General features: G+C 68.5%; 24 protein-coding genes. 11 read left to right on the forward strand and 13 right to left on the reverse strand.

Translation table 11 applies throughout. The annotated features are described in order from the left end of the window. Positions 1-18 precede the first annotated feature (18 nt). The 4 genes from sthA (at position 19) to G6N18_RS06690 (ending at position 4,472) form a co-directional block, all read left to right on the forward strand. Positions 19-1,425, forward strand: coding sequence for a Si-specific NAD(P)(+) transhydrogenase (sthA, locus tag G6N18_RS06675; protein ID WP_179962418.1), 1,407 nt, complete (start codon positions 19-21; stop codon positions 1,423-1,425). A gap of 214 nt (positions 1,426-1,639) precedes the next feature. Further along, a complete protein-coding gene (locus tag G6N18_RS06680; protein ID WP_082999961.1) occupies positions 1,640-2,638 on the forward strand; it encodes a proteasome assembly chaperone family protein in 999 nt (332 codons plus the stop codon). Positions 2,639-2,704: 66 nt separating this feature from the next. Continuing rightward, on the forward strand, positions 2,705-3,727 hold the full coding sequence (locus G6N18_RS06685) for an alpha/beta fold hydrolase (protein WP_067215009.1): 1,023 nt from the start codon (positions 2,705-2,707) through the stop codon (positions 3,725-3,727). 58 nt (positions 3,728-3,785) lie between these two features. Further along, entirely contained in the window at positions 3,786-4,472 is a 687-nt protein-coding gene (locus G6N18_RS06690) for a PhzF family protein (protein WP_082999960.1), read from the forward strand. Between the two features lie 19 nt (positions 4,473-4,491). On the opposite strand, the gene nrdR is transcribed toward G6N18_RS06690, so the two are convergent. Continuing rightward, on the reverse strand, positions 4,492-4,962 hold the full coding sequence (nrdR, locus tag G6N18_RS06695) for a transcriptional regulator NrdR (protein ID WP_083000023.1): 471 nt from the start codon (positions 4,960-4,962) through the stop codon (positions 4,492-4,494). A gap of 159 nt (positions 4,963-5,121) precedes the next feature. Beyond that, the gene (locus G6N18_RS06700; RefSeq protein ID WP_083000022.1) at positions 5,122-5,574 is read right to left on the reverse strand and encodes a LysM peptidoglycan-binding domain-containing protein; all 453 of its coding nucleotides are present in this window, start codon (positions 5,572-5,574) and stop codon (positions 5,122-5,124) included. A 207-nt stretch (positions 5,575-5,781) separates the two neighbouring features. On the opposite strand from G6N18_RS06700, the gene lexA reads away from it, so the two are divergent. Next, positions 5,782-6,477, forward strand: a complete 696-nt coding sequence (gene lexA / locus G6N18_RS06705) for a transcriptional repressor LexA (protein WP_067215277.1) — start codon at positions 5,782-5,784, stop codon at positions 6,475-6,477. On the opposite strand, the gene G6N18_RS06710 is transcribed toward lexA, so the two are convergent. Next, positions 6,474-8,546, reverse strand: coding sequence for an LGFP repeat-containing protein (locus tag G6N18_RS06710; protein ID WP_179962377.1), 2,073 nt, complete (start codon positions 8,544-8,546; stop codon positions 6,474-6,476). The two genes, lexA and G6N18_RS06710, sit on opposite strands and share 4 nt — an antisense overlap. Before the next feature lie 70 nt (positions 8,547-8,616). After that, positions 8,617-8,916 carry a hypothetical protein gene (locus tag G6N18_RS06715; protein ID WP_133052436.1) on the reverse strand — a complete coding sequence of 100 codons (300 nt, stop codon included), beginning with the start codon at positions 8,914-8,916 and terminating at the stop codon, positions 8,617-8,619. A 181-nt stretch (positions 8,917-9,097) separates the two neighbouring features. Here G6N18_RS06715 and mbp1 point away from each other — a divergent pair, with 181 nt between their 5' ends. Continuing rightward, positions 9,098-9,358, forward strand: a complete 261-nt coding sequence (gene mbp1 / locus G6N18_RS06720; RefSeq protein ID WP_067215000.1) for a microaggregate-binding protein 1 — start codon at positions 9,098-9,100, stop codon at positions 9,356-9,358. Positions 9,359-9,422: 64 nt separating this feature from the next. Here the strand turns inward: mbp1 and hflX are convergent, their stop codons facing one another. From hflX to G6N18_RS06745, 5 genes are read right to left on the reverse strand one after another with little or no spacing between them, the layout of a single operon-like run. After that, positions 9,423-10,865: a GTPase HflX gene (gene hflX / locus G6N18_RS06725; protein ID WP_109749341.1), complete on the reverse strand. Its 1,443-nt coding sequence runs from the start codon at positions 10,863-10,865 to the stop codon at positions 9,423-9,425. Positions 10,866-10,910: 45 nt separating this feature from the next. Next, on the reverse strand, positions 10,911-11,783 hold the full coding sequence (gene dapF, locus G6N18_RS06730; RefSeq protein ID WP_067214989.1) for a diaminopimelate epimerase: 873 nt from the start codon (positions 11,781-11,783) through the stop codon (positions 10,911-10,913). A 4-nt stretch (positions 11,784-11,787) separates the two neighbouring features. Then, the gene (gene miaA / locus G6N18_RS06735; RefSeq protein ID WP_082999958.1) at positions 11,788-12,696 is read right to left on the reverse strand and encodes a tRNA (adenosine(37)-N6)-dimethylallyltransferase MiaA; all 909 of its coding nucleotides are present in this window, start codon (positions 12,694-12,696) and stop codon (positions 11,788-11,790) included. Further along, positions 12,693-13,373: a class III extradiol ring-cleavage dioxygenase family protein gene (locus G6N18_RS06740; protein WP_083000020.1), complete on the reverse strand. Its 681-nt coding sequence runs from the start codon at positions 13,371-13,373 to the stop codon at positions 12,693-12,695. Before G6N18_RS06740 ends, miaA begins: the two co-directional genes overlap by 4 nt. Positions 13,374-13,383: 10 nt before the next feature. Further along, positions 13,384-14,256, reverse strand: coding sequence for a DMT family transporter (locus G6N18_RS06745; RefSeq protein ID WP_163689816.1), 873 nt, complete (start codon positions 14,254-14,256; stop codon positions 13,384-13,386). 191 nt (positions 14,257-14,447) lie between these two features. On the opposite strand from G6N18_RS06745, the gene G6N18_RS06750 reads away from it, so the two are divergent. Continuing rightward, positions 14,448-15,671, forward strand: a complete 1,224-nt coding sequence (locus G6N18_RS06750) for a DUF349 domain-containing protein (RefSeq protein ID WP_163689819.1) — start codon at positions 14,448-14,450, stop codon at positions 15,669-15,671. Between the two features lie 4 nt (positions 15,672-15,675). Here the strand turns inward: G6N18_RS06750 and G6N18_RS06755 are convergent, their stop codons facing one another. Then, positions 15,676-16,089: a lipoprotein LpqH gene (locus G6N18_RS06755; RefSeq protein ID WP_082999955.1), complete on the reverse strand. Its 414-nt coding sequence runs from the start codon at positions 16,087-16,089 to the stop codon at positions 15,676-15,678. A gap of 89 nt (positions 16,090-16,178) precedes the next feature. Here G6N18_RS06755 and G6N18_RS06760 point away from each other — a divergent pair, with 89 nt between their 5' ends. Continuing rightward, positions 16,179-16,670: a lipoprotein LpqH gene (locus G6N18_RS06760; protein ID WP_082999954.1), complete on the forward strand. Its 492-nt coding sequence runs from the start codon at positions 16,179-16,181 to the stop codon at positions 16,668-16,670. Between the two features lie 14 nt (positions 16,671-16,684). Here the strand turns inward: G6N18_RS06760 and G6N18_RS06765 are convergent, their stop codons facing one another. The 3 genes from G6N18_RS06765 to G6N18_RS06775 all read right to left on the reverse strand — a co-directional run bounded on the left by G6N18_RS06765 (position 16,685) and on the right by G6N18_RS06775 (position 19,044). Further along, entirely contained in the window at positions 16,685-17,746 is a 1,062-nt protein-coding gene (locus G6N18_RS06765; protein WP_082999953.1) for a S1C family serine protease, read from the reverse strand. A gap of 99 nt (positions 17,747-17,845) precedes the next feature. Continuing rightward, complete coding sequence (locus G6N18_RS06770; protein ID WP_082999952.1) at positions 17,846-18,190, reverse strand: LPXTG cell wall anchor domain-containing protein; 345 nt, start codon at positions 18,188-18,190, stop codon at positions 17,846-17,848. Continuing rightward, on the reverse strand, positions 18,187-19,044 hold the full coding sequence (locus G6N18_RS06775; RefSeq protein ID WP_082999951.1) for a SigB/SigF/SigG family RNA polymerase sigma factor: 858 nt from the start codon (positions 19,042-19,044) through the stop codon (positions 18,187-18,189). The genes G6N18_RS06770 and G6N18_RS06775 overlap by 4 nt, the downstream gene beginning before the upstream one ends. A gap of 240 nt (positions 19,045-19,284) precedes the next feature. Here G6N18_RS06775 and G6N18_RS06780 point away from each other — a divergent pair, with 240 nt between their 5' ends. Genes G6N18_RS06780 through G6N18_RS06790 form a run of 3 tightly spaced genes read left to right on the forward strand, consistent with a single transcriptional unit; the run spans position 19,285 to position 22,701 of the window. After that, positions 19,285-20,346, forward strand: a complete 1,062-nt coding sequence (locus tag G6N18_RS06780) for a glucose 1-dehydrogenase (RefSeq protein ID WP_082999950.1) — start codon at positions 19,285-19,287, stop codon at positions 20,344-20,346. 5 nt (positions 20,347-20,351) lie between these two features. Next, positions 20,352-22,169: a glycoside hydrolase family 15 protein gene (locus tag G6N18_RS06785; protein ID WP_083000019.1), complete on the forward strand. Its 1,818-nt coding sequence runs from the start codon at positions 20,352-20,354 to the stop codon at positions 22,167-22,169. A gap of 10 nt (positions 22,170-22,179) precedes the next feature. Then, complete coding sequence (locus G6N18_RS06790) at positions 22,180-22,701, forward strand: copper chaperone PCu(A)C domain-containing protein (RefSeq protein WP_082999949.1); 522 nt, start codon at positions 22,180-22,182, stop codon at positions 22,699-22,701. The last annotated feature ends 13 nt before the right edge of the window (positions 22,702-22,714 follow it).

The raw sequence follows: 22,714 nt of genomic DNA on the forward strand, positions 1-22,714 counted from the left end.
ATGGGTGCCTTGGGTTCCATGCTGGAGTACGACCTCGTTGTCCTCGGTTCCGGTCCCGGCGGGCAGAAAGCCGCGATCGCCGCGGCGAAACTCGGCAAGACGGTCGCCGTCGTCGAGCGCGGCCGGATGCTCGGCGGTGTTTGCGTGAACACCGGAACCATTCCCTCCAAGACGCTTCGGGAGGCGGTCGTCTACCTCACCGGCATGAGCCAGCGCGAGCTGTACGGCGCGAGCTACCGCGTCAAGGAGAAGATCACGCCGGCGGACCTGCTCGCACGCACGGCGCACGTGATCGGCAAGGAGCAGGACGTCGTCCGCTCGCAGTTGATACGCAACCGCATCGACCTCTTCCAGGGCCACGGTCGGTTCGTTGACCCGCACACCGTGCTGGTCGAGGAGCCCACCCGCGGTGAGCGCACCACGGTCAGCGGCGATTACGTGGTGATCGCCACCGGCACCAAACCGGCCCGGCCGGCCGGCGTCGAGTTCGACGAGGACCGCGTGCTCGACTCCGACGGGATCCTCGACCTGAAGTCGCTGCCCGCGACGATGGTCGTGGTCGGCGCGGGGGTGATCGGGATCGAGTACGCGTCGATGTTCGCCGCGCTCGGCACCAAAGTCACCGTGGTGGAGAAGCGCGACACCATGCTGGATTTCTGCGACCCCGAGATCGTGGAAGCCCTCAAGTTCCACCTGCGCGACCTCGCGGTGACATTCCGGTTCGGCGAGGAGGTGACGGCCGTGGACGTCGGCGCGGCGGGCACCGTCACCACGCTGGCCAGCGGCAAGCAGATCCCCGCCGAGACCGTGATGTACTCCGCCGGCAGGCAGGGCCAGACCGAACACCTCGATCTGGCCAACGCGGGCCTGGAAACCGACGCGCGCGGCCGCATCGACGTCGACAGCAACTATCAGACGAAGGTCGACCACGTCTATGCCGTCGGCGATGTGATCGGCTTTCCGGCGTTGGCCGCCACCTCGATGGACCAGGGCAGGCTGGCGGCGTACCACGCGTTCGGCGAGCCCGCGAAGGGCATGACCGATCTGCAGCCGATCGGCATCTATTCGATTCCGGAGGTGTCTTACGTCGGCGCCACCGAGGTCGAGTTGACCCGCAACGCGATCCCGTACGAAGTCGGGGTGTCGCGCTACCGGGAGTTGGCCAGGGGCCAGATCGCCGGCGATTCCTACGGCATGCTCAAGCTGCTGGTCTCGACCGACGACCTGAAGCTGCTCGGCGTGCACATCTTCGGTACCAGCGCCACCGAGATGGTGCACATCGGTCAGGCCGTCATGGGCTGCGGGGGTACCGTCGAATACCTGGTCGACGCGGTGTTCAACTACCCCACCTTCTCCGAGGCCTACAAAGTCGCCGCGCTGGACGTGATGAACAAGCTGCGGGCACTCAACCAGTTCCGCACCTAGCCGCGCGACGATCAAGCGGCGAGGGACGAGCCGCGTTGAGGAGTGCGGCCGTGAGCCGAGCCGCATCGGCCATGGCCGTCGAACGGAGCCGGCAAACAATCTGCCCGATCGGGCATGGGATGCCCGGCAACGGGAACGCAACGTGCGCGAGACTAGTTGTCACAGGTACGAAGGCATTGATTGTCTTGGCACCACCGCGAGGAGGCGAGGCTCGATGGCTGACAGCCCAGAACACCCTGGTAACCCCGAACAGCGCTACCAGCCGGAACAATCCGGCATGTACGAGCTGGAGTTCCCCGCACCCCAACTGTCCTCGACGGATGGCCGGGGCCCGGTGCTGATCCATGCCCTCGAAGGGTTCTCCGATGCCGGACACGCCATCCGGTTGGCCGCCCAGCATCTCAAGGACACGCTCGACACCGAGCTGGTGGCGTCGTTCGCAATCGACGAGCTGCTGGACTACCGGTCCCGGCGTCCGTTGATGACCTTCAAGACCGATCACTTCACCCACTACGAGGACCCCGAACTCAACCTGTACGCGATGCGCGACAGCGTCGGCACCCCATTTCTGCTGCTCGCCGGGCTCGAACCCGACCTTCGCTGGGAGCGGTTCATCACCGCCGTGCGGCTGTTGGCCGAACGGCTCGACGTGCGCCGGGTCGTGGGACTGGGCACCATCCCGATGGCCGTGCCACACACCCGCCCCATCACGATGACGGCGCACTCCAGCGACAAGGAGCTCATCGCCGACCACCAGCCGTGGGTCGGAGAAGTACAGGTTCCCGCCAGCGTGTCGAACCTGCTCGAGTTCCGGATGTCGCAGCACGGGCACGAGGCCGTCGGGTTCACCGTGCACGTACCGCACTACCTCGCGCAGACCGACTACCCCGCCGCGGCAGAGGCGCTGCTGGCCGAGGTGGCCAGGAACGCGTCGCTGAACATCCCGCTGGACGCCCTGGTGGCAGCCGGCGCGGAAGTGCTGACCAAGATCAATGAGCAGGTCGAGGAGAGCCCCGAGGTCGCACAGGTGGTGGCCGCGCTCGAGCGCCAGTACGACGCCTTCATCGCCGCCCAGGAGAACCGGTCGCTGCTGGCCAGCGATGAGGACCTGCCCAGCGGCGAAGAGCTCGGCGCGGAGTTCGAACGGTTCCTCGCCCAGCAGGCCGAAAAGAAGTCCGGGGATCCGTTCCAGGACGGCGACGACACCGGTTAGCCCACGTCGCTTGACATTGAGCGTCAATAATTAGCGCGTCTCGCGAACGCCAGCTAAGTTGACGCAATGGCCGCGCGAAAGCCGAACCTACGCCCGGTACGGGAACTGACGCCGATCCTGCAGCACCGCACCATCCACGGTTATCGCCGGGCGTACCGGGTGGCGGGTTCTGGGCCCGCGATCCTGCTGATCCACGGCATCGGCGACAACTCCACCACCTGGAATGCGGTGCAGGCGAAGCTCGCCCAGCGGTTCACGGTCATCGCGCCCGATCTTCTGGGCCACGGAAAATCCGACAAACCGCGCGCGGATTACTCGGTCGCCGCCTACGCCAACGGCATGCGCGACCTGCTGAGCGTCCTGGACATCGACCGGGTGACGGTCATCGGTCATTCCCTCGGTGGCGGGGTGGCCATGCAGTTCGCCTACCAGTTCCCGCAACTGGTCGACCGGCTCATCCTGGTCGGAGCCGGCGGGGTCACCAAGGATGTCAACATTGCGCTGCGATTCGCTTCGCTGCCGATGGGCAGTGAGGCGCTGGCACTGCTGCGTCTGCCGCTGGTGCTGCCGACACTGCAGGCGGTGGGCCGCATCGCCGGCGGGATGTTCGGATCCACCGGCCTGGGCCGCGACCTGCCCCAAGTGCTGCGCATTCTCAATGACCTACCCGAACCGACCGCGTCTTCGGCGTTCGCCCGCACTCTGCGCGCCGTGGTGGATTGGCGCGGTCAGGTCGTGACCATGCTGGACCGCTGCTACCTGACGCAATCGGTTCCAGTGCAGTTGATCTGGGGTAGCGGTGACGCCGTGATACCGGTAAGTCACGCCCGGATGGCGCACGCCGCGATGCCTGGTTCGCGGTTGGAAATCTTCGAGGGCTCCGGTCATTTCCCGTTCCACGACGACCCCGATCGCTTCGTCGAGGTGGTGGAGAAGTTCATCGACGGCACCGAACCAGCGGTCTACGACCAGGAGTACCTGCGCGGGCTGTTACGGGCGGGCGTCAACCAGGGCACGATCTCCGGCTCGGTCGACACCCGGGTCGCCGTGCTCGACGCGATCGGCGCCGACGAGCGCAGCGCCACCTGACCGCCGCATCGACTGCGGCGGCGCCGCTGTGACGCCGCTAAGAAGTAGCATCGGCCCCATGGCCATCGACGTCACCGTGCTGCGGGTCTTCACCGACCCCGACGGCAACTACGGAAACCCGCTGGGCGTCGTCGACGCCAGCGCCGTCGACGCGGGCGCCCGGCAGCGGATAGCCGCCCAATTGGGTTACAGCGAAACCATATTCATCGACCTACCGTCGCCCGGCACCAGCACCGCGCACGCCCACATCCACACGCCGGCCGTCGAATTGCCCTTCGCGGGGCATCCGACGGTCGGTGCGGCCTGGTGGCTTCGCGAACGAGGCACTCCAATTCACACGCTGAGGGTTCATGCCGGCATCGTGCAGGTGTCATACACCGACGACCTCACCTCGGTCAGGGCGCGGGCGGAGTGGGCGCCGGAATTCGCCGTCCACGACGTCGCCTCCGTCGACGACCTTCTCGCTGTCGACCCGTCCGATTACCCGGACGACGTCAACCACTACCTGTGGACGTGGGTCGACCGGGAACAAGGGGTAGTGCGGTCACGGATGTTCGCGACCGACCTCGGCGTGCCCGAGGACGAGGCCACCGGCGCCGCCGCCGTCCGGATCACCGACTACCTGAGCCGCGACCTGACGATCGTTCAAGGCAAGGGTTCGCACATCCACACGGAGTGGAGCGCCGACGGCTGGGTCCGCATCGCCGGCCGCGTCGTCAGTGACGGCGTCAAGCAGATCGATTGAGTTTCGCCTCCGCGGCCGCTCAGCTGGCGGTCGGCTGCGGTGAATTGCGGTGCGCGCGCAGTGCCTCGATTTCGCGCTCGAAGTCCTCCGCCGAGGTGAACCCGCGGTATACCGACGCGAACCGAAGGTACGCCACTTCGTCGAGGTCCCGCAGCGGCCCCAGAATGGCCAGGCCGACCTCATGGCTGGGCACCTCGGGTGAACCGGCGGCGCGCACACTGTCCTCGACCTGCTGCGCCAGCAGATTCAGCGCATCGTCGTCGACCTGCCGACCCTGACAGGCTCGACGTACGCCTTTGATCACCTTTTCGCGGCTGAACGGCTCGGTGACACCGCTGCGTTTGACGACAGCCAGCACCGCGGTCTCCACCGTGGTGAACCGCCTTCCGCATTCGGGACAGGAACGGCGCCGTCGGATCGCCTGGCCTTCGTCGGTTTCACGCGAGTCGACCACTCGTGAATCGGGGTGACGACAGAACGGACAGTGCATCACCGCTCCTTCGCCGCGCCAACAAACGACCAACTCGAACCTCTCTGAGCGTACCTGCGGCACGTTCCGGAAGCCCATGACCGGGGCGATCGGCACGTAGGCCGACGATCTTTCGGTGAACACGATTGCGCGGCAGGCCTTCCGCGAGCCGGCCGACGGTCAGCCGACCGGGGCGATGAGCGTCTGCCCGGCATCCAGTGCAGCCGAGTCGAGCTGGTTGAGCTCGCGAATCCGGTCCGCCACCTGACCCACTGGGGCGTCGGGCGCCACCCGCTGCGCCACCTGGTGCAGGCTCTCTCCGCTCTGCACCTGAACCACCGCGAGCCGATCCGGAACGGCGGCCGGGCTGGTGCCGACCACGCCGCCGAACTGTGCGACCAGGCCGAGCCAAACCGTGATCCCAGCGGCCACCAACGCGAGCAGCACCGTGGTGCCCGGGGTGATCGGCCGCCGGCGGTGCGACGCGCGCGACATCAGCACGCCTGTACCGCTGTAACGCACCGATGCTCCGCCAGGGCAAGTGGACCGCGACCGCCTGCGATCGTAGGCAGGCCTGATACGGGGCCTGGCCGTCGGCGGGGCCTGAACTTCCGGGGTTTCGAGAATCGTCATCGTGATGCCTTCCGGTCCGCTGCTTTCGCTCTTGTGTTCGAACATACTCGCTCATGCGTTCGATTTATAGAACATGTGATCGAACTGTTGCAGACGATAAAGCACCCCACCGACAGAAAGATCCGTCGTGCTGCGCACGACTTCGGCAGCCGACACACCTCGAACACATGTTTGATTAATCGGGTGCTGAGGGTTACATTCGGCGTCATGGACTCCAGCAGCGGTACTCCGGACGGCACCGGCGGGGGGCGGGCACTTGACCCTGGGCTCACCGAACGCCAACGCACAATTCTCGATGTGATCCGGTCATCGGTCACAACACGCGGCTATCCCCCGAGCATCAGGGAGATCGGCAACGCGGTCGGGCTGACTTCTACATCATCGGTGGCGCACCAACTGCGCACCCTGGAGCGGAAGGGTTACCTGCGGCGTGACCCCAACCGCCCGCGCGCCGTCGACGTGCGTGGTGCCGACGAGGCAGTGACCGCGATCGTCGCCACCGATGTCGCGGGCTCCGACGCGCTACCGGAGCCGATGTTCGTGCCCGTGCTCGGGCGGATCGCCGCCGGTGGGCCGATCCTCGCCGAAGAGGCTGTCGAGGACGTGTTCCCGCTGCCGCGCGAGCTGGTCGGTGAGGGCTCGCTCTTCCTGCTGAAAGTCGTCGGCGACTCGATGGTCGACGCGGCGATCTGCGACGGCGACTGGGTGGTCGTGCGTCAGCAGAACGTCGCAGACAACGGCGACATCGTGGCCGCGATGATCGACGGTGAGGCCACGGTCAAGACGTTCAAACGCACGCGTGGTCAGGTGTGGCTGATGCCGCACAACCCGGCCTTCGATCCGATCCCGGGTAACGACGCCGCGGTGCTCGGCAAGGTCGTCACCGTCATCCGGAAGATCTAGTCGGCTTTGACGAAACCGTTCGTGCGCGCGAAGTCCTCGCTGGAGAACCAGATTTCGGCGCGCACCTCGTCGTAGCCGGCGGTGCCGGGCAACCAGTACCGGCCGGACTGGGTGTCGGCCTTGATCGCGTATCCCTGGGGCGCCTCGTCGGAACCGCCAAGCGGTAGGCGGAACGCGGGACTCGGCACTTCCGGTTCGTCGACGATGATCTTGGCGTGACGGCCGGTGTCGGTCAGTGCATCCCGTTGGAAGGGTTCCGGTTCCGGTTCCGGTTCGGGTTCCGGTTCCGGTTCGGGTTCGTGTTCGACTGGTTCGGCGAATGTATCGGGCTCGGCGGAGGTCTCGCCCTCGATCGGTCCACCGGTCGTATCGCGCTCGACGGCCGTCGGTATCAGCGTCGGCGCTGTATCGACGTTGTCCGGGTTCTCCTCTGGCTCGTCAGTCCGTTCGCCAAGGCCCTCGTCGATGTGGTCCGGCGCTGCCGCATCGTCACCGCGTTGCGCCGCTCCCCAGGGGTCGACAGCCGAGCTGGCGGGCTCCCCCGGCGGCGAGAGCGCCCCAAGCCCTTCGCTGGCATAGCGGTCGCCGAACATCGCCGCCGAGTAGTCGCCACCGCTGGACGCCTGCTCCCCCGCCCCCACCGTGCTGTAGACCTGCTCGCCGTCGCCGCCGTACCGGCCGTAGTCGTCGTCGAAGCCGGGATGATCGTCGGCACCGCGGCGGCGGTTGCGCATGGCCGCGAACGCCACCAGGGCGACGAGCACGAGCACCGGGACGATCGCCAGCAGCCACCACCAACTCCACTGGAACCAGCCGTTGTCGCCGGCGGAGTCCGAGGCCTGTGGCGCGCCGGGTGTTTCGGGGGTCTGCTGGGCGGGCACCTCGAGGCCGGCCAACCCGGCCGCCAGATTGGCCGGCTCGGTGCTGAATTCGCCGGACGACCGGTCCCAGGAGACCACCCCGCCGGTGAACCGCTGCGTGACGACATCGCCCTTCTCGGTCTGATCGGCCACCGGTGCGCCCAGCTTGCCCTCGGCGCCGTCGAGCTTGTCCCAGGCTGCGCTCATCGCGCCGCGCACCAGGACCGCGCCATGGTCCGGCGTCCAGAAGATCACCGGCTTGTCTTCGGCGGCGAACCTCGCCACGCGACTTGCGGTGGGTAGTCCTCCGTCGGCCTCGCTGGACACCGGAAGCCCGAGCTCTCCCTCGGGCCCGCCCAGACTTTCGTACTTGGCGAGAACCTGGCCCGTGACCACCCGCGCGCCGGTGGCCGGGCTGTAGAAGATCTTGCCGCCGGCGAAGTTCTGCCCGAGGCCGTCCTCGCCGATCTGATACGGCGGTCCTTCCGCGGCGCCAAGCGGTCCCAGCGGGCCACCGGCCGCGCGGCGGGCCGCGTTGATCTGCGAGATCGGATCGCCTGGCACCTGCAGACCGGTCAACTGCTCTGCGAGTTCGGGTGGCACGGTGGTGAACGTCTTGTCGCGGGTGTTGTACGTCAGCTCGCCGCCGGTGAACTTCTGGGAGATGAGGTCACCGCGGTAGGTCTCGTCGCCAGCGGGCACTCCCAGCGCTCCCGTCGAGCCGCCCAACTTGTCCCACGCAGCGTTGATCGCGCCACGCACCACCCTTGCGCCGGTCTCCTGCGTCCAGAAGATCACCGGCTTGTCGCTGGCGCTGAACGTGGTGTTGAAGCTGCCCGGAGCGCGCCCGGGCACGTCATCGATGGTCGGGAAACCCAGGTCGCTGTCCGCGGGCCCGCCGAGCGATTCGTACTTCTCCAAGATCGCGCCGCGCATGTAGTGCGCGCCGGTGTCGGGCGTGAAGAACATCTTGCCGCTGGCGAAGTTCTGCGCGAAGCCCTCACCCGCCGGGTACACATCACCCTGTTTGGGACCCAGCGGGCCACCGTCGCCGCCGCTGGCTTCCCAGGCGGCCGTGATGGCGGCGTTGGCGGCATCGGATTCCGGCGTGGCGCTGGCCACCGGCGCCAAGACCAGGGCTACGGCTGCGAGCAGACCGATCACCATCCGGCCCCACACCGTCGTGCCCCGGCTGTTCTGCCCGATCATTCGTCCTCCCTGGTCGGCACGAAATTTCGCTCGAAGATTTCGCGCCCGTCAACTGTGTTGTCAGCAGACGTCAATAACCAACGAACACGCCGATCTCGGAAAGAAAATACCCGCCAATAGCCCGTTCGCTATGGATAACCCCGCCGTGCCGCTCGGATTTGTCTCGGAACAACCATGGCCCGCGGCCGATGAGTTCGCCCATCCACCGTGATGTGCAAACCACAAATAGTTTGCGCGTGCCGTTCGATGGTGGCTCTTGCCACGCGATATCGCTCATATATGCGTAGCCAGCCAGCAATTTCGGGTCGCCGATGATCAATTCCGCATGCGTTTCTGACGAATACGATTTCGGCCACGGCGGTGCGCTCATCTGATCGACGTCGTCCGTCCGGCGACGCAGACGATCGCCGACGCGGCAAGCAGAAACCGGGACAGCGGAATGGTTCGACATCCTGCGGCAAGGGCGTGTGACCTAGCCCACTCTTCGTTTGGCGGACAACGTCGTCAGGGAACTCCGAGGCCACTACTGAACCGAAGGGGAGGAACCCGCAGTGTCCGACAAGAACAACAGTGGACCCGAGGAAGCCGTCAAGGGCGTCGTCGAAGGAGTGAAGGGCAAGGCCAAAGAGGTGCTCGGCGCCGTCGCGGGCCGTGACGACCTGTACCGCGAGGGGCAAGCGCAGCAGGACAAGGCGGATGCCCAGCGAAACGCCGCTCAGAAGGAAGCCGAAGCCGAGAGCGCCCGCGCCGCGGCAAAAACCGCTGAGAAGCGTCAAGAGGCCGAACAGCGGCCAGACGGCGAACGGGACTAGTTCGTACCACAGGAAAGGCGCAGAGGGGTGAATCCCTCTGCGCCCTTTCGCGTGTGAGAACGGTTCAGAATGTCGCGTAATCGCGCAGGGCGGCGGCCAGCGGGACCGGCACCCGAGCCTTGATCCGAGTGCCCTCGGCGGTGTGCTCTGTGGCGTCCACCCGCCCATCGGCGTGCACCCGGTTCACCAGATCGCCGCGGTCGTACGGGATCGTCACGTCGACCGTCGTGTCCGTCGGCGTGATCAACTCCGCCATCCGCTGCTCTAGTCGGTCCAACCCGTCACCGGTGCGCGCGGAAACGAACACGGCATCGGGCAGGGCGCGGCGCAACTGCGCCAGCGTAAGACCGTCGGCGGCGTCGATCTTGTTGACCACCAACAGTTCCGGCGCAGGGGTGCCGTCGTGGTCGGCCCCGCTCGATGTCGCCGGAGCGGCTCCCACGACGTCGTTGACCACTTCGCGCACCGCGTTGATCTGGGCGAGCGGGTTGGCATCGGACCCGTCGACGACGTGCACCAGCAGATCGGCGTCGACGACCTCTTCCAACGTGGAGCGGAACGCCTCCACCAACTGGGTCGGCAGATGGCGGACGAAACCTACCGTGTCGGTCAGCACGAACGGCCTGCCATCGGCGAATTCGCCTCGGCGCGTTGTCGGTTCGAGGGTGGCGAACAACGCGTTCTCCACCAGCACCCCGGCGCCGGTCAGCGCGTTGAGCAGACTCGACTTGCCCGCGTTGGTGTATCCGACGATGGCGATCGACGGGACCTCGCTGCGGCGTCTGCCACTGCGCTGCGTATCGCGGATCTTCTTCATGTCCTTGATGTCTCGGCGCAGCTTGGCCATCCGCTCGCGGATGCGGCGACGGTCCGTCTCGATCTTGGTCTCACCGGGACCGCGCGTACCCACGCCGCCGCCGGCCCCGCCGGCGCGACCGCCGGCCTGCCGGGACATCGACTCGCCCCAGCCGCGCAGCCTGGGCAGCATGTACTCCATCTGCGCCAGCGTGACCTGCGCTTTGCCTTCCCGACTGGTCGCGTGCTGGGCGAAGATGTCGAGGATGAGCGCCGTGCGGTCGATCACCTTGACCTTGACCGCCTTCTCCAGCGCCGTCAGCTGGGCGGGGCTGAGCTCACCGTCGCAGATCACGGTGTCGGCGCCGGTCGCGAGCACGATCTCGCGCAGTTCGGCGGCCTTGCCCGAGCCGATGTAGGTCGAGGCGTCCGGTTTGTCGCGTCGCTGAATCAGTCCTTCGAGCACCTCGGAGCCGGCGGTCTCGGCGAGCGCGGCGAGCTCGGCCAGGCTGGCCTCGGCGTCGGCCGCACTGCCTTCGGTCCAAACCCCCACCAGCACAACGCGTTCCAAGCGCAGTTGGCGGTACTCGACCTCGGAGACATCGGCGAGTTCGGTCGACAGACCGGCCACGCGGCGCAGCGCCGTGCGGTCTTCGAGGGCCAGCTCACCCGCGCTCGGGGTGTCGCGGATCGGGAAATCGGGATACGTCATGGGCGAATAGAGATTCGCACGGAGATCACTTTTCATGCACCCCAATTAACGTTGCGCAACGCTCCACCATTCCTCGGACAGCTCCCCGTGCGCCACCAGGATCGACGGTCCACGCAGGTAGCTGCTGGCATCGGTGATGGTGACGCAGACCTCGCCGCCCGGAATCCGCACGTCGAGGGTGCCGGCGGTGGCACCGGAGAACGCCAGCGCCGCGACGGCGGCCGCGACGGTGCCGGTACCGCACGATCGGGTCTCCCCGACGCCGCGCTCATGCACCCGCATCGACACCGCGCCGTCCACCGGGGCGGTCAGCACCTCGACGTTCACCCCTTCAGGGAACTGCGCCGCGTCGAACGACACCGGCGCTGCGACATCGAGTGCGAGCAGCTCCTCGAGCGTCATGTCCGGGTCCACGCAGGCCAGATGCGGGTTGCCGACGTCCACCGCCAAGCCTGCGAACGGCCGTCCGCCGACGATCGCCTCGCCGCCACCCAACTGGTTCACCTTGCCCATCTCGACAGTGACGTCGGCGCTCGTCGTATCCCAGTCGTGCAGTACCACCGGCCGCGGGCCCGCCAGCGAGCCGACCACGAACTCATCACTGGGCTCCAGGCCGCTGGCGCGCAGGTAATGGGCGAACACCCGCACCCCGTTGCCACACATCTGCGCGATCGAGCCGTCGGCGTTTCGGTAGTCCATGTACCAGTGCTCGGCGGCGATGCCCTCCGGCAACTGCGCGAACAAACCGGCCCGCTGTGCCGCTTCGGCGGTGGTCACCCGCAGCACACCGTCGGCGCCCAGACCGCGGCGCCGGTCGCACAGCGCGGCCACCACCGCCGGGGTGAGCTGCAGCTCGAAGTCGATGTCGGGGAGCAGCACGAAGTCGTTCTGCGTGCCGTGTCCCTTGGCGAACTTCACGTGTTCAGGGTACGTCCCGCCACACCCGCAGCGTGTTCTCGACGAGATCGGACGCGGCGGGGTCGAGCCAGGTGATGCGGTGGTCGCGGCGGAACCACGACCGCTGCCGCCGGACGTAGCGCCGGGTGCCGATGAACGTCGGCTCCCGGGCGGCGGTGCCGTCGCCGCCGGCGTCGAGTTCGGCGAGCACCTGTGCGTAGCCCAGCGCCCGTGATGCGGTGACACCCTCGCGCAGCCCGCGCTCCAGCAGCGTTCGCACCTCGTCGACAAGCCCGTCGGCGAACATCTTGTCGGTCCGTTGTGCCAACCGGTCATCCAGAGATTTTGTCTCCCAATCGAGCCCGATGATCACGGTGTCCCAGCGCGGTGTGCCGATCGGCGGGAACGACGCCGCGAACGGCCGGCCGGTCAGTTCGACGACCTCGAGCGCGCGCACAATGCGACGCCCGTCGGTGGGCATGATGGCGGCGGCAGCGTCGGCGTCCACCCGCGCCAGCTCCTCATGCAGCCCGCTCGCCCCGACCTCTGCGAGCCGCTGCTCCCACCGGGCGCGCACCGCCGGGTCGGTGGCCGGGAAGGTCCACTCGTCGAGCAGCGACTGGACGTACATCATCGAGCCGCCGACCACCAGTGGCACCGCACCTCGGTTCCCGACCGCCTCGACGTCGGCGGCGGCCGCCTGCTGGTAACGCGCGACGCTGGCCGTTTCCGTCACGTCGAGCACGTCGAGCTGGTGGTGCGGGATGCCGCGACGCTCGTCGACCGTCAGCTTCGCGGTGCCGATGTCCATGCCGCGGTACATCTGCATCGCGTCCGCATTGACGATCTCGCCACCGACCCGCTCGGCCACGGCCAGCGCGAGCGCCGACTTGCCGGTGCCGGTCGGGCCGACGATCGCGATCGGCCGGCTCACGGCTGCCAGACGCCGGCGAAATACCCGACGCCGTAGGGCGCGCCGCGGTAGAGCTCCTTGGCTGACCGCGGTTCCGCCAGACCGGCGAGCACCTGGTAGGCCACCCGGCCGACGACGCTCCCGGGCAGCCGCGCCAACGCCGCAGTGTCGCCGGTCGCCAACGCCCCGTCCAGCGCGGTCTGCACGAGAACGGATTCGGGGTCGAAACCGCCGGGAGCGGACGGGTTCAAGGTGTTCAGTCCGTCGGCGACGACGAGCACCCCGATCGCGTCGGCCGCCCCGTCGATCTCGTCCCGCAACCGCCTGCCGTGGGCCTGTGCGGTGTAGCCGTCGTGTGCATCGGCGTAGACCCGCACGTCGGCGCAGGCGTCGGCGCGCGCCGCACCGCGCACCCAACCGGTGATCAACGCGCACAACGGCAGCGCAGCCGGGTCGCCGTCGGCGCCGGGCGACAGCGTCACTCGCACGTCGACGCCGTAGCCGGCGAACGTGCCGACGTGGTCGGCGCCGATGACGGCGTCGGTCTGCCCCACCCCGACGGCGATCCAGCGCTGCGGCAGCCCGGCCACCGCCGCGAAGACGGCGTCGCGGAGGTCGGCCAGCTCAGGTGCGGCGCCCGCGGCCAGTTCGGGCACCATGACCGGTGGCGACGGAACGATCGCGATGGCGCTCAGCACGCCGTCCACGCTAATGCGGGGCGACGGCCCGGTCCGCGCTGACCGCCTCACCGCGGGCCAGCGCGGCCGTCGCCACGACCATCACCGTCACGGCCGCGATCAACGTCAGCCAACCCGCCTCCCCCGGCCGCAGCGCCTCCCCCAGCACGACGACGCCGAGCACCGCCGCGACCATGGGTTCGGCGACCGTCATCGCCGGCAGCGAGGCGGTCAGCGAACCCGCGCGGAACGACGCCTGCTGCCACGCCGTCCCGGCGACGGCGACCAGCGCCCACACGTACAACTCGGGCGTGCGCAGCAATGCCCACAGCCCGTCGTCGAGCCGGTCGACGACGCCCTTGGTCAGCACCGCGAACAGGCCCCACAGCGCCCCTGACACCAGCGCGAGCAGTACCGCGCTCACCGGGCCCTTCCAGATGCTGGCGCCGATCACGCACAACACCAGCGCCGGGCCCAGCACGGCGACCACCGCCCCCCACGTCTCCCACGAGGCGCGGGATTGCCCCTCGGTCGGGTTGCCGACGGTCACGATCACGGCGACCGACGCCGCCAGCAGCGCGGCCCAGGTCCACTCCCAACGCGTCACCCGGCGCCGTTCCTGCCGGGCGTGGATGGGCAGCGCGAACAGCAGCGAGGTAACCAGCAGCGCCTGCACGAGCAAAACCGAACCGAGGCCCAGGGCCGCCGCCTGCAATGCGAATCCGCCTGCCGCGACGGCGCTACCGAACCACCATCGCCGATCGCGGAGCAGCCGCGTGAACAGCGCCATGTGGCTGACCGTTTCGTCGGTCACCCCCTGCGCCTGGCGTAGGTGGATCACATCCCCGATCGCGACGAACAGCGCCGCCCCCAGCGCGAGCAGAGCAGCGAGGTCAGCGGTCATCGCAGTTCAGTCGAAGAGCTTAGGCAGGTCATGGCGAAACCCGTGCGCACGCGTGCCAGCGACCTGTTTGAATAGCGTTCGACAGCGATCAGGCGCCGCGGTGCGCGGCAGGTGCGCGGCGAGGTTAGGGACATGACGACCGCGCTCCGCCGCGGTCCGCGTCCCGTCGGCCGGGGCGCCCCGCGCCGACGGTGGCCGCGCCGCCGTCCAGCGATCCGCACCGGTTCGGCCGCGTCGACCCCGACGGCACGGTGTGGCTGATCACCGGCTCGGGCGAGCGGGTCATCGGCTCCTGGCAGGCCGGGGACACCGAGGCGGCGTTCGCGCACTTCGGTAGGCGCTTCGACGACCTGCACACCGAGGTGGCGCTGATGGAGCGCCGATTGGAGTCGGGCACCGGCGACGCCCGCAAGATCAAGGCGGCCGCCCAGGGGCTGGCCGAGACGCTGCCGACCGCCCATGTGCTCGGCGACGTCGACGCGATCGCCGCCCGGCTGCAGGCGATCATCGCCCACGCCGACGAGACCGCGCAGGCCGACAAGGCGCGCCGCGAGGAGCACCGCGCCGCCCAGACCGCCCGCAAGGAGGCGTTGGCCGCCGAGGCCGAGGACCTCGCCGCGAACGCGACCCAATGGAAGGTGGCCGGCGACCGGCTGCGCGAGATTCTCGACGAGTGGCGCACGATCAGCGGATTGGACCGCAAGACCGACGACGCCCTGTGGAAGCGCTACTCGGCGGCGCGCGAGCAGTTCAACCGAAGGCGCGGTTCACATTTCGCCGAACTCGACCGTGAGCGCGCGGGCGCCCGGCAGGCCAAGGAGGCGCTGTGCGTGCGCGCCGAGGAGTTGGCCGATTCGACGGACTGGGGCCCGACGAGCGCGGCCTTCCGGGAACTGCTGACCGAGTGGAAGGCGGCAGGCCGCGCGGCCAAGGATGTCGACGATGCGCTGTGGCAGCGGTTCAAGGCGGCGCAGGACAAGTTCTTCACCGCCCGCAACGCGCTCACCGCCGAACGCGACGCCGAGTTCCGCGCCAACGCCGAGGCCAGGGAGGCGCTGCTGGCCGAGGCGGAGAAGATCGACACCTCCGATCTCGACGCGGCACGCGCCGCCCTGCGGGTCATCGGCGACAAGTGGGACGCGATCGGCAAAGTGCCCCGCGAGCGCGGCGCCGAGTTGGAGCGGCGACTGCGCGCGATCGAGAGGAAGGTGCGCGAGGCGCCGACGCACGGCGTGGACCCGGAAGCGCAGGCGCGCGCCGACCAGTTCCGTGCTCGCGCAGAGCAATTCGAGCGCCAGGCCGAAAAGGCGGCCGCGGCCGGGCGGGACAAGGACGCCGCGGAGGCGCGGGCCAACGCCGAGCAGTGGCGGCAGTGGGCCGACGCGGCCGCCGAGGCCCTGAGCAAGGGCCGCTGAGCGCTCAGCAGTCGGTGGAGATCTCGAACGGCGCGGTGGTGCGTTCGCCCGGGTCGTCGTGGAAGAACCCGACCGCCGTGCCGGTGATCGTGAACTTGCCGTCCACCAGGCTGGCTTCGGCCTCACCGGTGGTCTTGTCCCAATAGCTGCCCGTGAACCCGCCCAGATTGTTGATCTGCACCGACCGCGCGACGACCGGATCTCCGGTGCGAACCTGGGCGATGAGGCCGGGCGTCTGCTCCAGCGTCTCGAGGTTCCACAGCCACCCCACCTGGGTGCACTCGACGAAATGCCCGCCGGCGTCCTTTCCGTCGATGCTCACGTGAACGAGGTGCTTGTCCAGCAAGGTCGGGCCCGACGCGCATGCTGTCGGGATCATCAGCACGGCTGCTGTTGCAACGGCGAATCGTTTGTTCATGGTGCCGCCTCGATGACTTCCGGCTACTCGTCTTCGCCGGGCGTTGACTTTGGCATTCCCCGCCCAGATTTGCTGTATACGTCCGGCGTATGACCGGCGGCCATTGCGGGTATCACCTTGGCCCGACTCCCGAAAGCCCGATCATGGTCGAAGACCTCAGCGTCATGCGCACGGCGGCAGCGCTGTTGCTGACCGCTGGTCTCTCGGGGTGCTCCTCGCCACCGCCGGCATCACCCGACACCATGGGTGGCACCGCGACGGTGTCCATCAACTCCCAGCCCGCCGGCGAACGGTCCTACGTCAGCTGCCACAAGGTGAAGTGGCTGCTGACCATCGAAAGCGGGGACGAGGACAAAGGATTCACGGCCATCGTCGATACCGACGACGGTCCCGACGCCGCGGTCGTCAAGATCCGCGATCTCGGCGGGTTCACCGGTTCCGCGTGGACAGGTGGCGTCGGAAAACTGCGGGCGACCCGCGACAACGGCCGCATCACGATCAACGGCACCGGCTACGGGTTCTTCGCCGAGGACCCTCACCGGACCGCAACCGCGCCGTTCAGCATCACGGCCGCGTGCTAGTCCGGGCGCAGTCGTCAGCCCGTTCGCGAACCGATCGTCACAGTCGTTTGCTCACGGTCACCGCCGCGCATGAACACCATCGATTGCTCGGAACCCGGTTGTGTCTGTCGCAACCCACCCAGTAGGTCCTCGACGGCATCGATCGGCTTGCCGGCGAACTCGACGATCAGGTCGCCTGGCCTCAGCCCCGCGACGGCGGCCGGTGCGCCCGGATCGACGCTGGTCACCAACGCGCCACGGTCGACCTGCACGCCCCGCAACTGCTGGATCGCCGGGGTCAACCGGCCCAGCGAGATACCGAGATATGGGTGCGTGGCTTCGCCGTCGGCGAGAAGTTGATTCGCCACGTCGAGCACGGTCGCCGCGGGGATCGCGAAGCCCAACGACACGGCGCCCACCGCCGGCGGGATGTACGCCTCGTTGATCCCGACGACCCGACCGGCGGCGTCGAGCAAGGCGCCGCCCGAGTTGCCCGGCGAGATGGGCGCGTCGGTCTGGATCAGATCCACCAACGACTGCGTCTTCGCCGCCGAGCCGGGGATGTCTCGGTGCAAGCCCGAGATGACGCCGGCGGTGACGGAGTTCTGGAACCCCAGCGGACTGCCGATCGCCACGGCGATCTCGCCGGGGCGGGGCAGGTCTTCGCGGAACTGCGGCACCGGCAGGTCCGGGCCTTGCACGCGGACCACCGCAAGGTCGGTCACCTCGTCGGTGCCCACCACCACGCCGGGCAAACGTTCCTCGGCGGCGGTTATGACGGCCACCTCGCGGGCATCGCCGACGACATGCGCATTGGTCACCACGACGTCGGGGCGAAGTACCACACCGCTGCCGGCGCCGCCGTCGCGTTCGACGGTCACCACGCTCGGGCTGACGCGCTCCACCAGATCGGCGTAGCCGGTGCGGTCGAGCGCCGAAGGCGGGGAAGGCTGCGTCAAGGACGACGCTGCCGGTGTCGACGTCGCTCCCGGTGCCGATGTCGTCGCGTCCTGCGGACTCGACTGCGCGGTGCACCCGGCGACCGCCACGAGCGCTGCCGCGGCGGCCGATCCGACACGGAAATGTCTGCGCTGCAAAGGTTTACCTCCTAAGTTCAGTATGCAATCGTCACCGGTCCGCGCGACGATGTGAAAGCGGCGGTTCGGACTGTGACGCCGACGCGGTGGACGGGCCGGCTACGGTGACCGCTCGGCTCGCTTCCGGCGGGCACCCAGAACGAGCGCACCGACAGCGGCGACGAGTCCGGCAACCGCCAGCGTGATCGTCCATATCCGCCGATCTTCGAGATTCATCTCACACAGCCGCGTGTAGTCGATATCGGCGACCACCCCACCGGGAACCGGGATGTTGGCCGCGCTGCCGTCGTCGTGGGCGCGGGCGGCGGACAGATCGGGCGCCACCGCGCTGCCGCACTCGAGTGTCCGATTCTCGGGCGATGCCGAGACGGGAGCGAACAAGCCGACGATGCCGACGATCACCGCGACGACCCCGGCGAAAAGCACTATCCGTAGCACAATCATGCGACTGACATACCCATTGCCGCGGATTCCTCGCGGCAAGACTGCCGCAGCCGCTCCAGCGTCGCGGCCAGCAGCCGCGACACCTGCACCTGCGACACGCCGAGGCGCCGGCCGATCTGGCTCTGCGGCAGGTTCTCACAGAACCGCAGGCGCAGGATCAGCCGCTCACGCTCGGTGAGCGTGCTCACCAGTCCGGCGACGGTCATTGCGTCCTCGACACTGCTGTAGCGCGGGTCGTCGAGCCCTTGTCGGGCCACAACCGGTTCGGATTTCCGATCACCGGATTCCGCTGCGTCAAGCGACGACGGTCGGTACGCGGCGGCCGCATCCACCGACTGCACCACCTCGTCGCGGTCGACACCGAGTTCGGCGGCCAGTTCGGTCGCCGTCGGAGCCCGGCCGAGACGCTGTGCCATCGGGCCGATCGCGGCGCGCACGCGCTGACGGGTGTCCTTGATCCTGCGGGGCACGTGCATGACCCACGTGTGGTCGCGGAAGTGGCGTCGAACCTCGCCCATGATCGTCGGTACGGCGTAGCCCAGAAACGGGCCCTTATCCGGGTCGTAGCGGTCGATCGCCTTGATCAGCCCCAGCCGGGCCACTTGCCTCAGATCGTCGGCCGATTCGCCGCGACCGACGAAGCGGCCCGCGATGTGGTCGGCCAATGGCAAACATCTGGTGATGATTCGGCAACGAAGCGAATCCCGTCGCGCCCCCTCAGGTGTGCGGCGCAGCTCGCAACACTGCGGGCCTACGTCGTCGTAGTCGTCCTCGTGAGTTCCCGCCGCATCCGCGTCACCCACCGGTTCCACGAAATCGACGTGATAGTCAGCCTCCAGCAGGGCCGATACCATGACGGCCTCCCTCTCGGTATTGACGTCCGGCCGGAGCGCCCACCGTTCGGCTAGGCGTTGTCGACCGGCCTGATATGTGCAGACTATCGGGGCAGGGGTACCGCAACCTGAAAGGAAACTGATAAGACCCCGTGAACCCGGACTCACAATTCCAGCAAACAAGCTAGGCGGGCGTCGTCGCGAGACGCCGACCGGGCGCCGGACGTATAGGGAAGCGGTTCGCGGGGAACACGTCCCTGCATGCAAGCCCTCACCGTTGACCCGACCAAAGCGCAATCGCTGCGAGTGGAGGACCTCGCAGATCCCACTCCCGGTCCTGACGAGTTGTTGGTGCAAGGGCTGGCGATCGGTATCTGCGGAACCGACAAGGAGATCGTGCGCGCCGAGTACGGCTGGCCGCCGCCGCACCGCGACCGGTTGGTGTTGGGCCACGAGTCGCTCGGCCGGGTCGCGCAGGCACCCGAGGGCAGCGACTTCCGCGAAGGCGACCTGGTCGTCGGAGTGGTGCGCAGGCCCGACCCGGTGCCCTGCGGGGCGTGTGCGCGCGGCGAGTTCGACATGTGCCGCAACGGGCGCTACACCGAGCGCGGCATCAAGGCGCTCGACGGCTTCGGCAGCGAATTCTGGTCCGTGGAAACCGATTACGCGGTGAAGCTGGATCCCGGGTTGGCCGAGGTCGGTGTGCTGATGGAACCCACGACCGTGGTGGCCAAGGCGTGGGAGCAGGTCCGCCTGGTCGGCGAGCGCACATGGTTCGAGCCGGAGCGGGTGCTGGTCACCGGTGCGGGGCCGATCGGGCTGCTCGCCGCGCTGCTGGGCGCGCAACGGGGCCTCGACGTCCACGTGCTCGACCGCGTCACCGACGGTCCCAAGCCCGCGCTCGTGGCGGCGCTGGGCGCGACCTATCACCACGCCGATGTCGACGAGGTCGCCGGCGGTCTGCAACCCGATGTGGTGATCGAAGCCACCGGCGCCAGCAAGGTGGTCTTCGATGCCATCGCCAACACCAGTGCCAACGGCGTCGTCTGCCTGACCGGGGTGTCGGCGGCCGGACGAACGCTGCGGGTGGATGCCGGGAGCATCAACCGCGAGATCGTTCTCGAGAACGACGCGGTGGTCGGGTCGGTCAACGCCAACCTGCGCCACTACCGTCAGGCCGCCGAGGCGCTGGCCAAGGCCGATCCGACGTGGCTGTCCGGGTTGATCACCCGCCGCGTGCCGCTTGCCCGGTTCGCGGAGGCCTTTTCCGCCCAGAGCGACGACGTCAAAGTGGTCGTCACGCTCGACCAGGGCCAGAGGTGAGCGGCGTGCCGCCCATCGAGGACTACGCGCTGCTGGGTGATCTTCAGACCGCTGCGCTGGTCTCCCGCGAAGGCGCGATCGACTGGTTGTGTCTGCCGCGCTTCGACTCGCCGGCATGCTTCGCCGCGCTGCTCGACGACGACCCCGCGGGCACGTGGCGAGTGGCGCCGGCCTCCGGCGGGCCGGCAACCCGGCGGGCCTACCGCGGCGACTCCCTGGTACTCGACAGCGAATGGGACACGCCGGACGGGACGGTCCGCGTCATCGACTTCATGCCTCCACGCGACGAGTCCGCCGAGGTGGTGCGGATCGTCGAAGGAGTCACCGGCCGGGTGCCGATGCGCATGACGCTGCGGCTTCGTTTCGACTACGGGCACGTGGTGCCCTGGGTGCGCCGACGCGGTGACGACCTGTCCGCTGTCGCCGGGCCCGACGCGGTGTGGCTGCGCACGCCCGTGCCCACACAGGGACGGGAGCTGACCACGTTCGCCGAATTCGACGTGACGGCCGGGCAGCGCATCCCGTTCGTGCTCACCCACCAGCTGTCACACCTGCCGCGACCGCAGCCCGTCGCCGCCGGACAGGCCCTGCACGACACCGAACGGTTCTGGACCGAATGGATGTCGCGGTGCTCCTACACCGGACCGTGGGAAGGCGCGGTGCGCCGCTCGCTGGTGCTGCTCAAAGCGCTGACCTACGCCCCTACCGGAGGCATCGTCGCCGCCGCGACCACGTCGCTGCCCGAGGAGATCGGCGGCATGCGCAACTGGGACTACCGCTACTGCTGGCTGCGCGACGCCACGTTCACCCTGCAGGCGCTGCTCGGCACGGGGTTCGTCACCGAAGCCCGCGAGTGGCGGGAATGGCTGGTGCGCGCGGTGGCCGGGGACCCGGCGCAGCTGCAGATCATGTACGGGCTCGACGGCCGGCGCCGGCTGCCCGAGATGTCGTTGCCTTGGCTGTCGGGCTACGCGGGGTCCGCACCGGTGCGGGTGGGCAACGGCGCCGCCGACCAGTTCCAGCTCGACGTCTGGGGCGAGGTGCTCGACGGACTCCATTTGGCCCGCGACGCCGGTCTGCCCTCGAACGACACCGCATGGGACGTTCAGCGCGCGCTGCTCGACTACCTCGAGGGGAACTGGCGCCAGCCCGACAACAGCTTGTGGGAGGTGCGCGGCCCGCAGCGGCAGTTCGTGCACTCCAAGGTGACGGCGTGGGCCGGCGTCGACCGCGCGGTGCGCAGTGTCGAGGAGCAGGGTCTGGACGGGCCCGTCGACAAGTGGCGCGCGTTGCGCGACGAGATCCACCGCGAGGTGTGCGCCAACGGATTCGACGCCGACCGCAACACCTTCACCCAGTCGTACGGCTCCGATGAGCTCGACGCCGCGCTGCTGCTCATCCCCCGGCTGGGGTTCCTGCCGTGGGACGACCCGCGGGTCGCCGGCACCGTCAACGCCGTGCAGGCCGAGCTCAGCCACGGTGGGTTCGTGCTGCGTTACCGGCCGGAGAAAACCGATGACGGGTTACCCGGGGGGGAAGGCGTCTTCCTGGCGTGCAGCTTCTGGCTGGCCGACGCGCTGGCGGGCATCGGCCGCATCGAGGCGGCCACCGATCTGTTCGAGCGGCTACTCGGACTGCGCAACGACGTCGGGTTGCTCAGCGAGGAATACGACCCGGTGCACGGCAGGCATCTGGGAAACACGCCGCAGGCCTTCAGCCTGGTGGGCTTGATCAACACCGCGCGTCAGCTGCGCGGCAGCCGCACCACCACCTCGGCGGCTCCACAGGACCAGAACCTCAGCCCCACAACAGATCCGAGATAGGTAACGCAAGATGAAGACATGTACCGTTTCACGGCGTCGCGCTGCGGCGGCCGGTTTGGTGACCACCGTGCTGGTAGCCGGTTGCGGCGGCGATCCGAACATGGACTCGTCGAACCGGGGCGCGGGTTCGGAGACCGAGACGACGTCGGTCGAGAACGCGTTCATCGTGCCGCGCTTCATACCCGGGTCGTGCGCCATCCAGATCGGCGACGCGGCGGCGCTCACGTTCACGGTGACGAACAACAGGATCACCGAGCCGGAACGCCTGCTCGGCATCGACACACCCGCCGCCGAGGCAATTCGCCTCTCTCCCGACGCGACGCTGCAGATTCCGCCCGAGACCACGATCGCCGCCGGTCAACCGATCGAAGACGTCGGCGATGGCGCCGTAGATCGGCCCTTCACGGCCAGCGTCGAGGGGCTTCGGGAAACCGCCAAACCCGGCAAGTCGGTGGACATGACGTTCCACTTCGAGAAGCAGGGCGACCTCGCGATGAAGGTTCCGATCGAGGCCTGTCCGACCCAGAAGTAGGCGGTCCGGCGTA

It is taken from the genome of Mycolicibacterium celeriflavum, assembly GCF_010731795.1.
Taxonomy (GTDB): Bacteria; Actinomycetota; Actinomycetes; order Mycobacteriales; family Mycobacteriaceae; genus Mycobacterium; species Mycobacterium celeriflavum.

Coding starts and splice junctions, on each gene's coding strand:
- G6N18_RS06780 (WP_082999950.1), top strand. CDS start 19,285: ATGCAAGCCCTCACCGTTGACCCGACCAAAGCGCAATCGCTGCGAGTG.
- lexA (WP_067215277.1), top strand. CDS start 5,782: ATGGACTCCAGCAGCGGTACTCCGGACGGCACCGGCGGGGGGCGGGCA.
- G6N18_RS06755 (WP_082999955.1), bottom strand. CDS start 16,089: ATGAACAAACGATTCGCCGTTGCAACAGCAGCCGTGCTGATGATCCCG.
- G6N18_RS06745 (WP_163689816.1), bottom strand. CDS start 14,256: ATGACCGCTGACCTCGCTGCTCTGCTCGCGCTGGGGGCGGCGCTGTTC.
- G6N18_RS06715 (WP_133052436.1), bottom strand. CDS start 8,916: ATGAGCGCACCGCCGTGGCCGAAATCGTATTCGTCAGAAACGCATGCG.
- G6N18_RS06685 (WP_067215009.1), top strand. CDS start 2,705: ATGGCCGCGCGAAAGCCGAACCTACGCCCGGTACGGGAACTGACGCCG.
- G6N18_RS06790 (WP_082999949.1), top strand. CDS start 22,180: ATGAAGACATGTACCGTTTCACGGCGTCGCGCTGCGGCGGCCGGTTTG.
- G6N18_RS06775 (WP_082999951.1), bottom strand. CDS start 19,044: ATGGTATCGGCCCTGCTGGAGGCTGACTATCACGTCGATTTCGTGGAA.
- G6N18_RS06710 (WP_179962377.1), bottom strand. CDS start 8,546: ATGATCGGGCAGAACAGCCGGGGCACGACGGTGTGGGGCCGGATGGTG.
- hflX (WP_109749341.1), bottom strand. CDS start 10,865: ATGACGTATCCCGATTTCCCGATCCGCGACACCCCGAGCGCGGGTGAG.
- nrdR (WP_083000023.1), bottom strand. CDS start 4,962: ATGCACTGTCCGTTCTGTCGTCACCCCGATTCACGAGTGGTCGACTCG.
- G6N18_RS06770 (WP_082999952.1), bottom strand. CDS start 18,190: ATGATTGTGCTACGGATAGTGCTTTTCGCCGGGGTCGTCGCGGTGATC.
- G6N18_RS06760 (WP_082999954.1), top strand. CDS start 16,179: ATGACCGGCGGCCATTGCGGGTATCACCTTGGCCCGACTCCCGAAAGC.
- G6N18_RS06680 (WP_082999961.1), top strand. CDS start 1,640: ATGGCTGACAGCCCAGAACACCCTGGTAACCCCGAACAGCGCTACCAG.
- G6N18_RS06700 (WP_083000022.1), bottom strand. CDS start 5,574: ATGACGATTCTCGAAACCCCGGAAGTTCAGGCCCCGCCGACGGCCAGG.
- G6N18_RS06690 (WP_082999960.1), top strand. CDS start 3,786: ATGGCCATCGACGTCACCGTGCTGCGGGTCTTCACCGACCCCGACGGC.
- sthA (WP_179962418.1), top strand. CDS start 19: ATGCTGGAGTACGACCTCGTTGTCCTCGGTTCCGGTCCCGGCGGGCAG.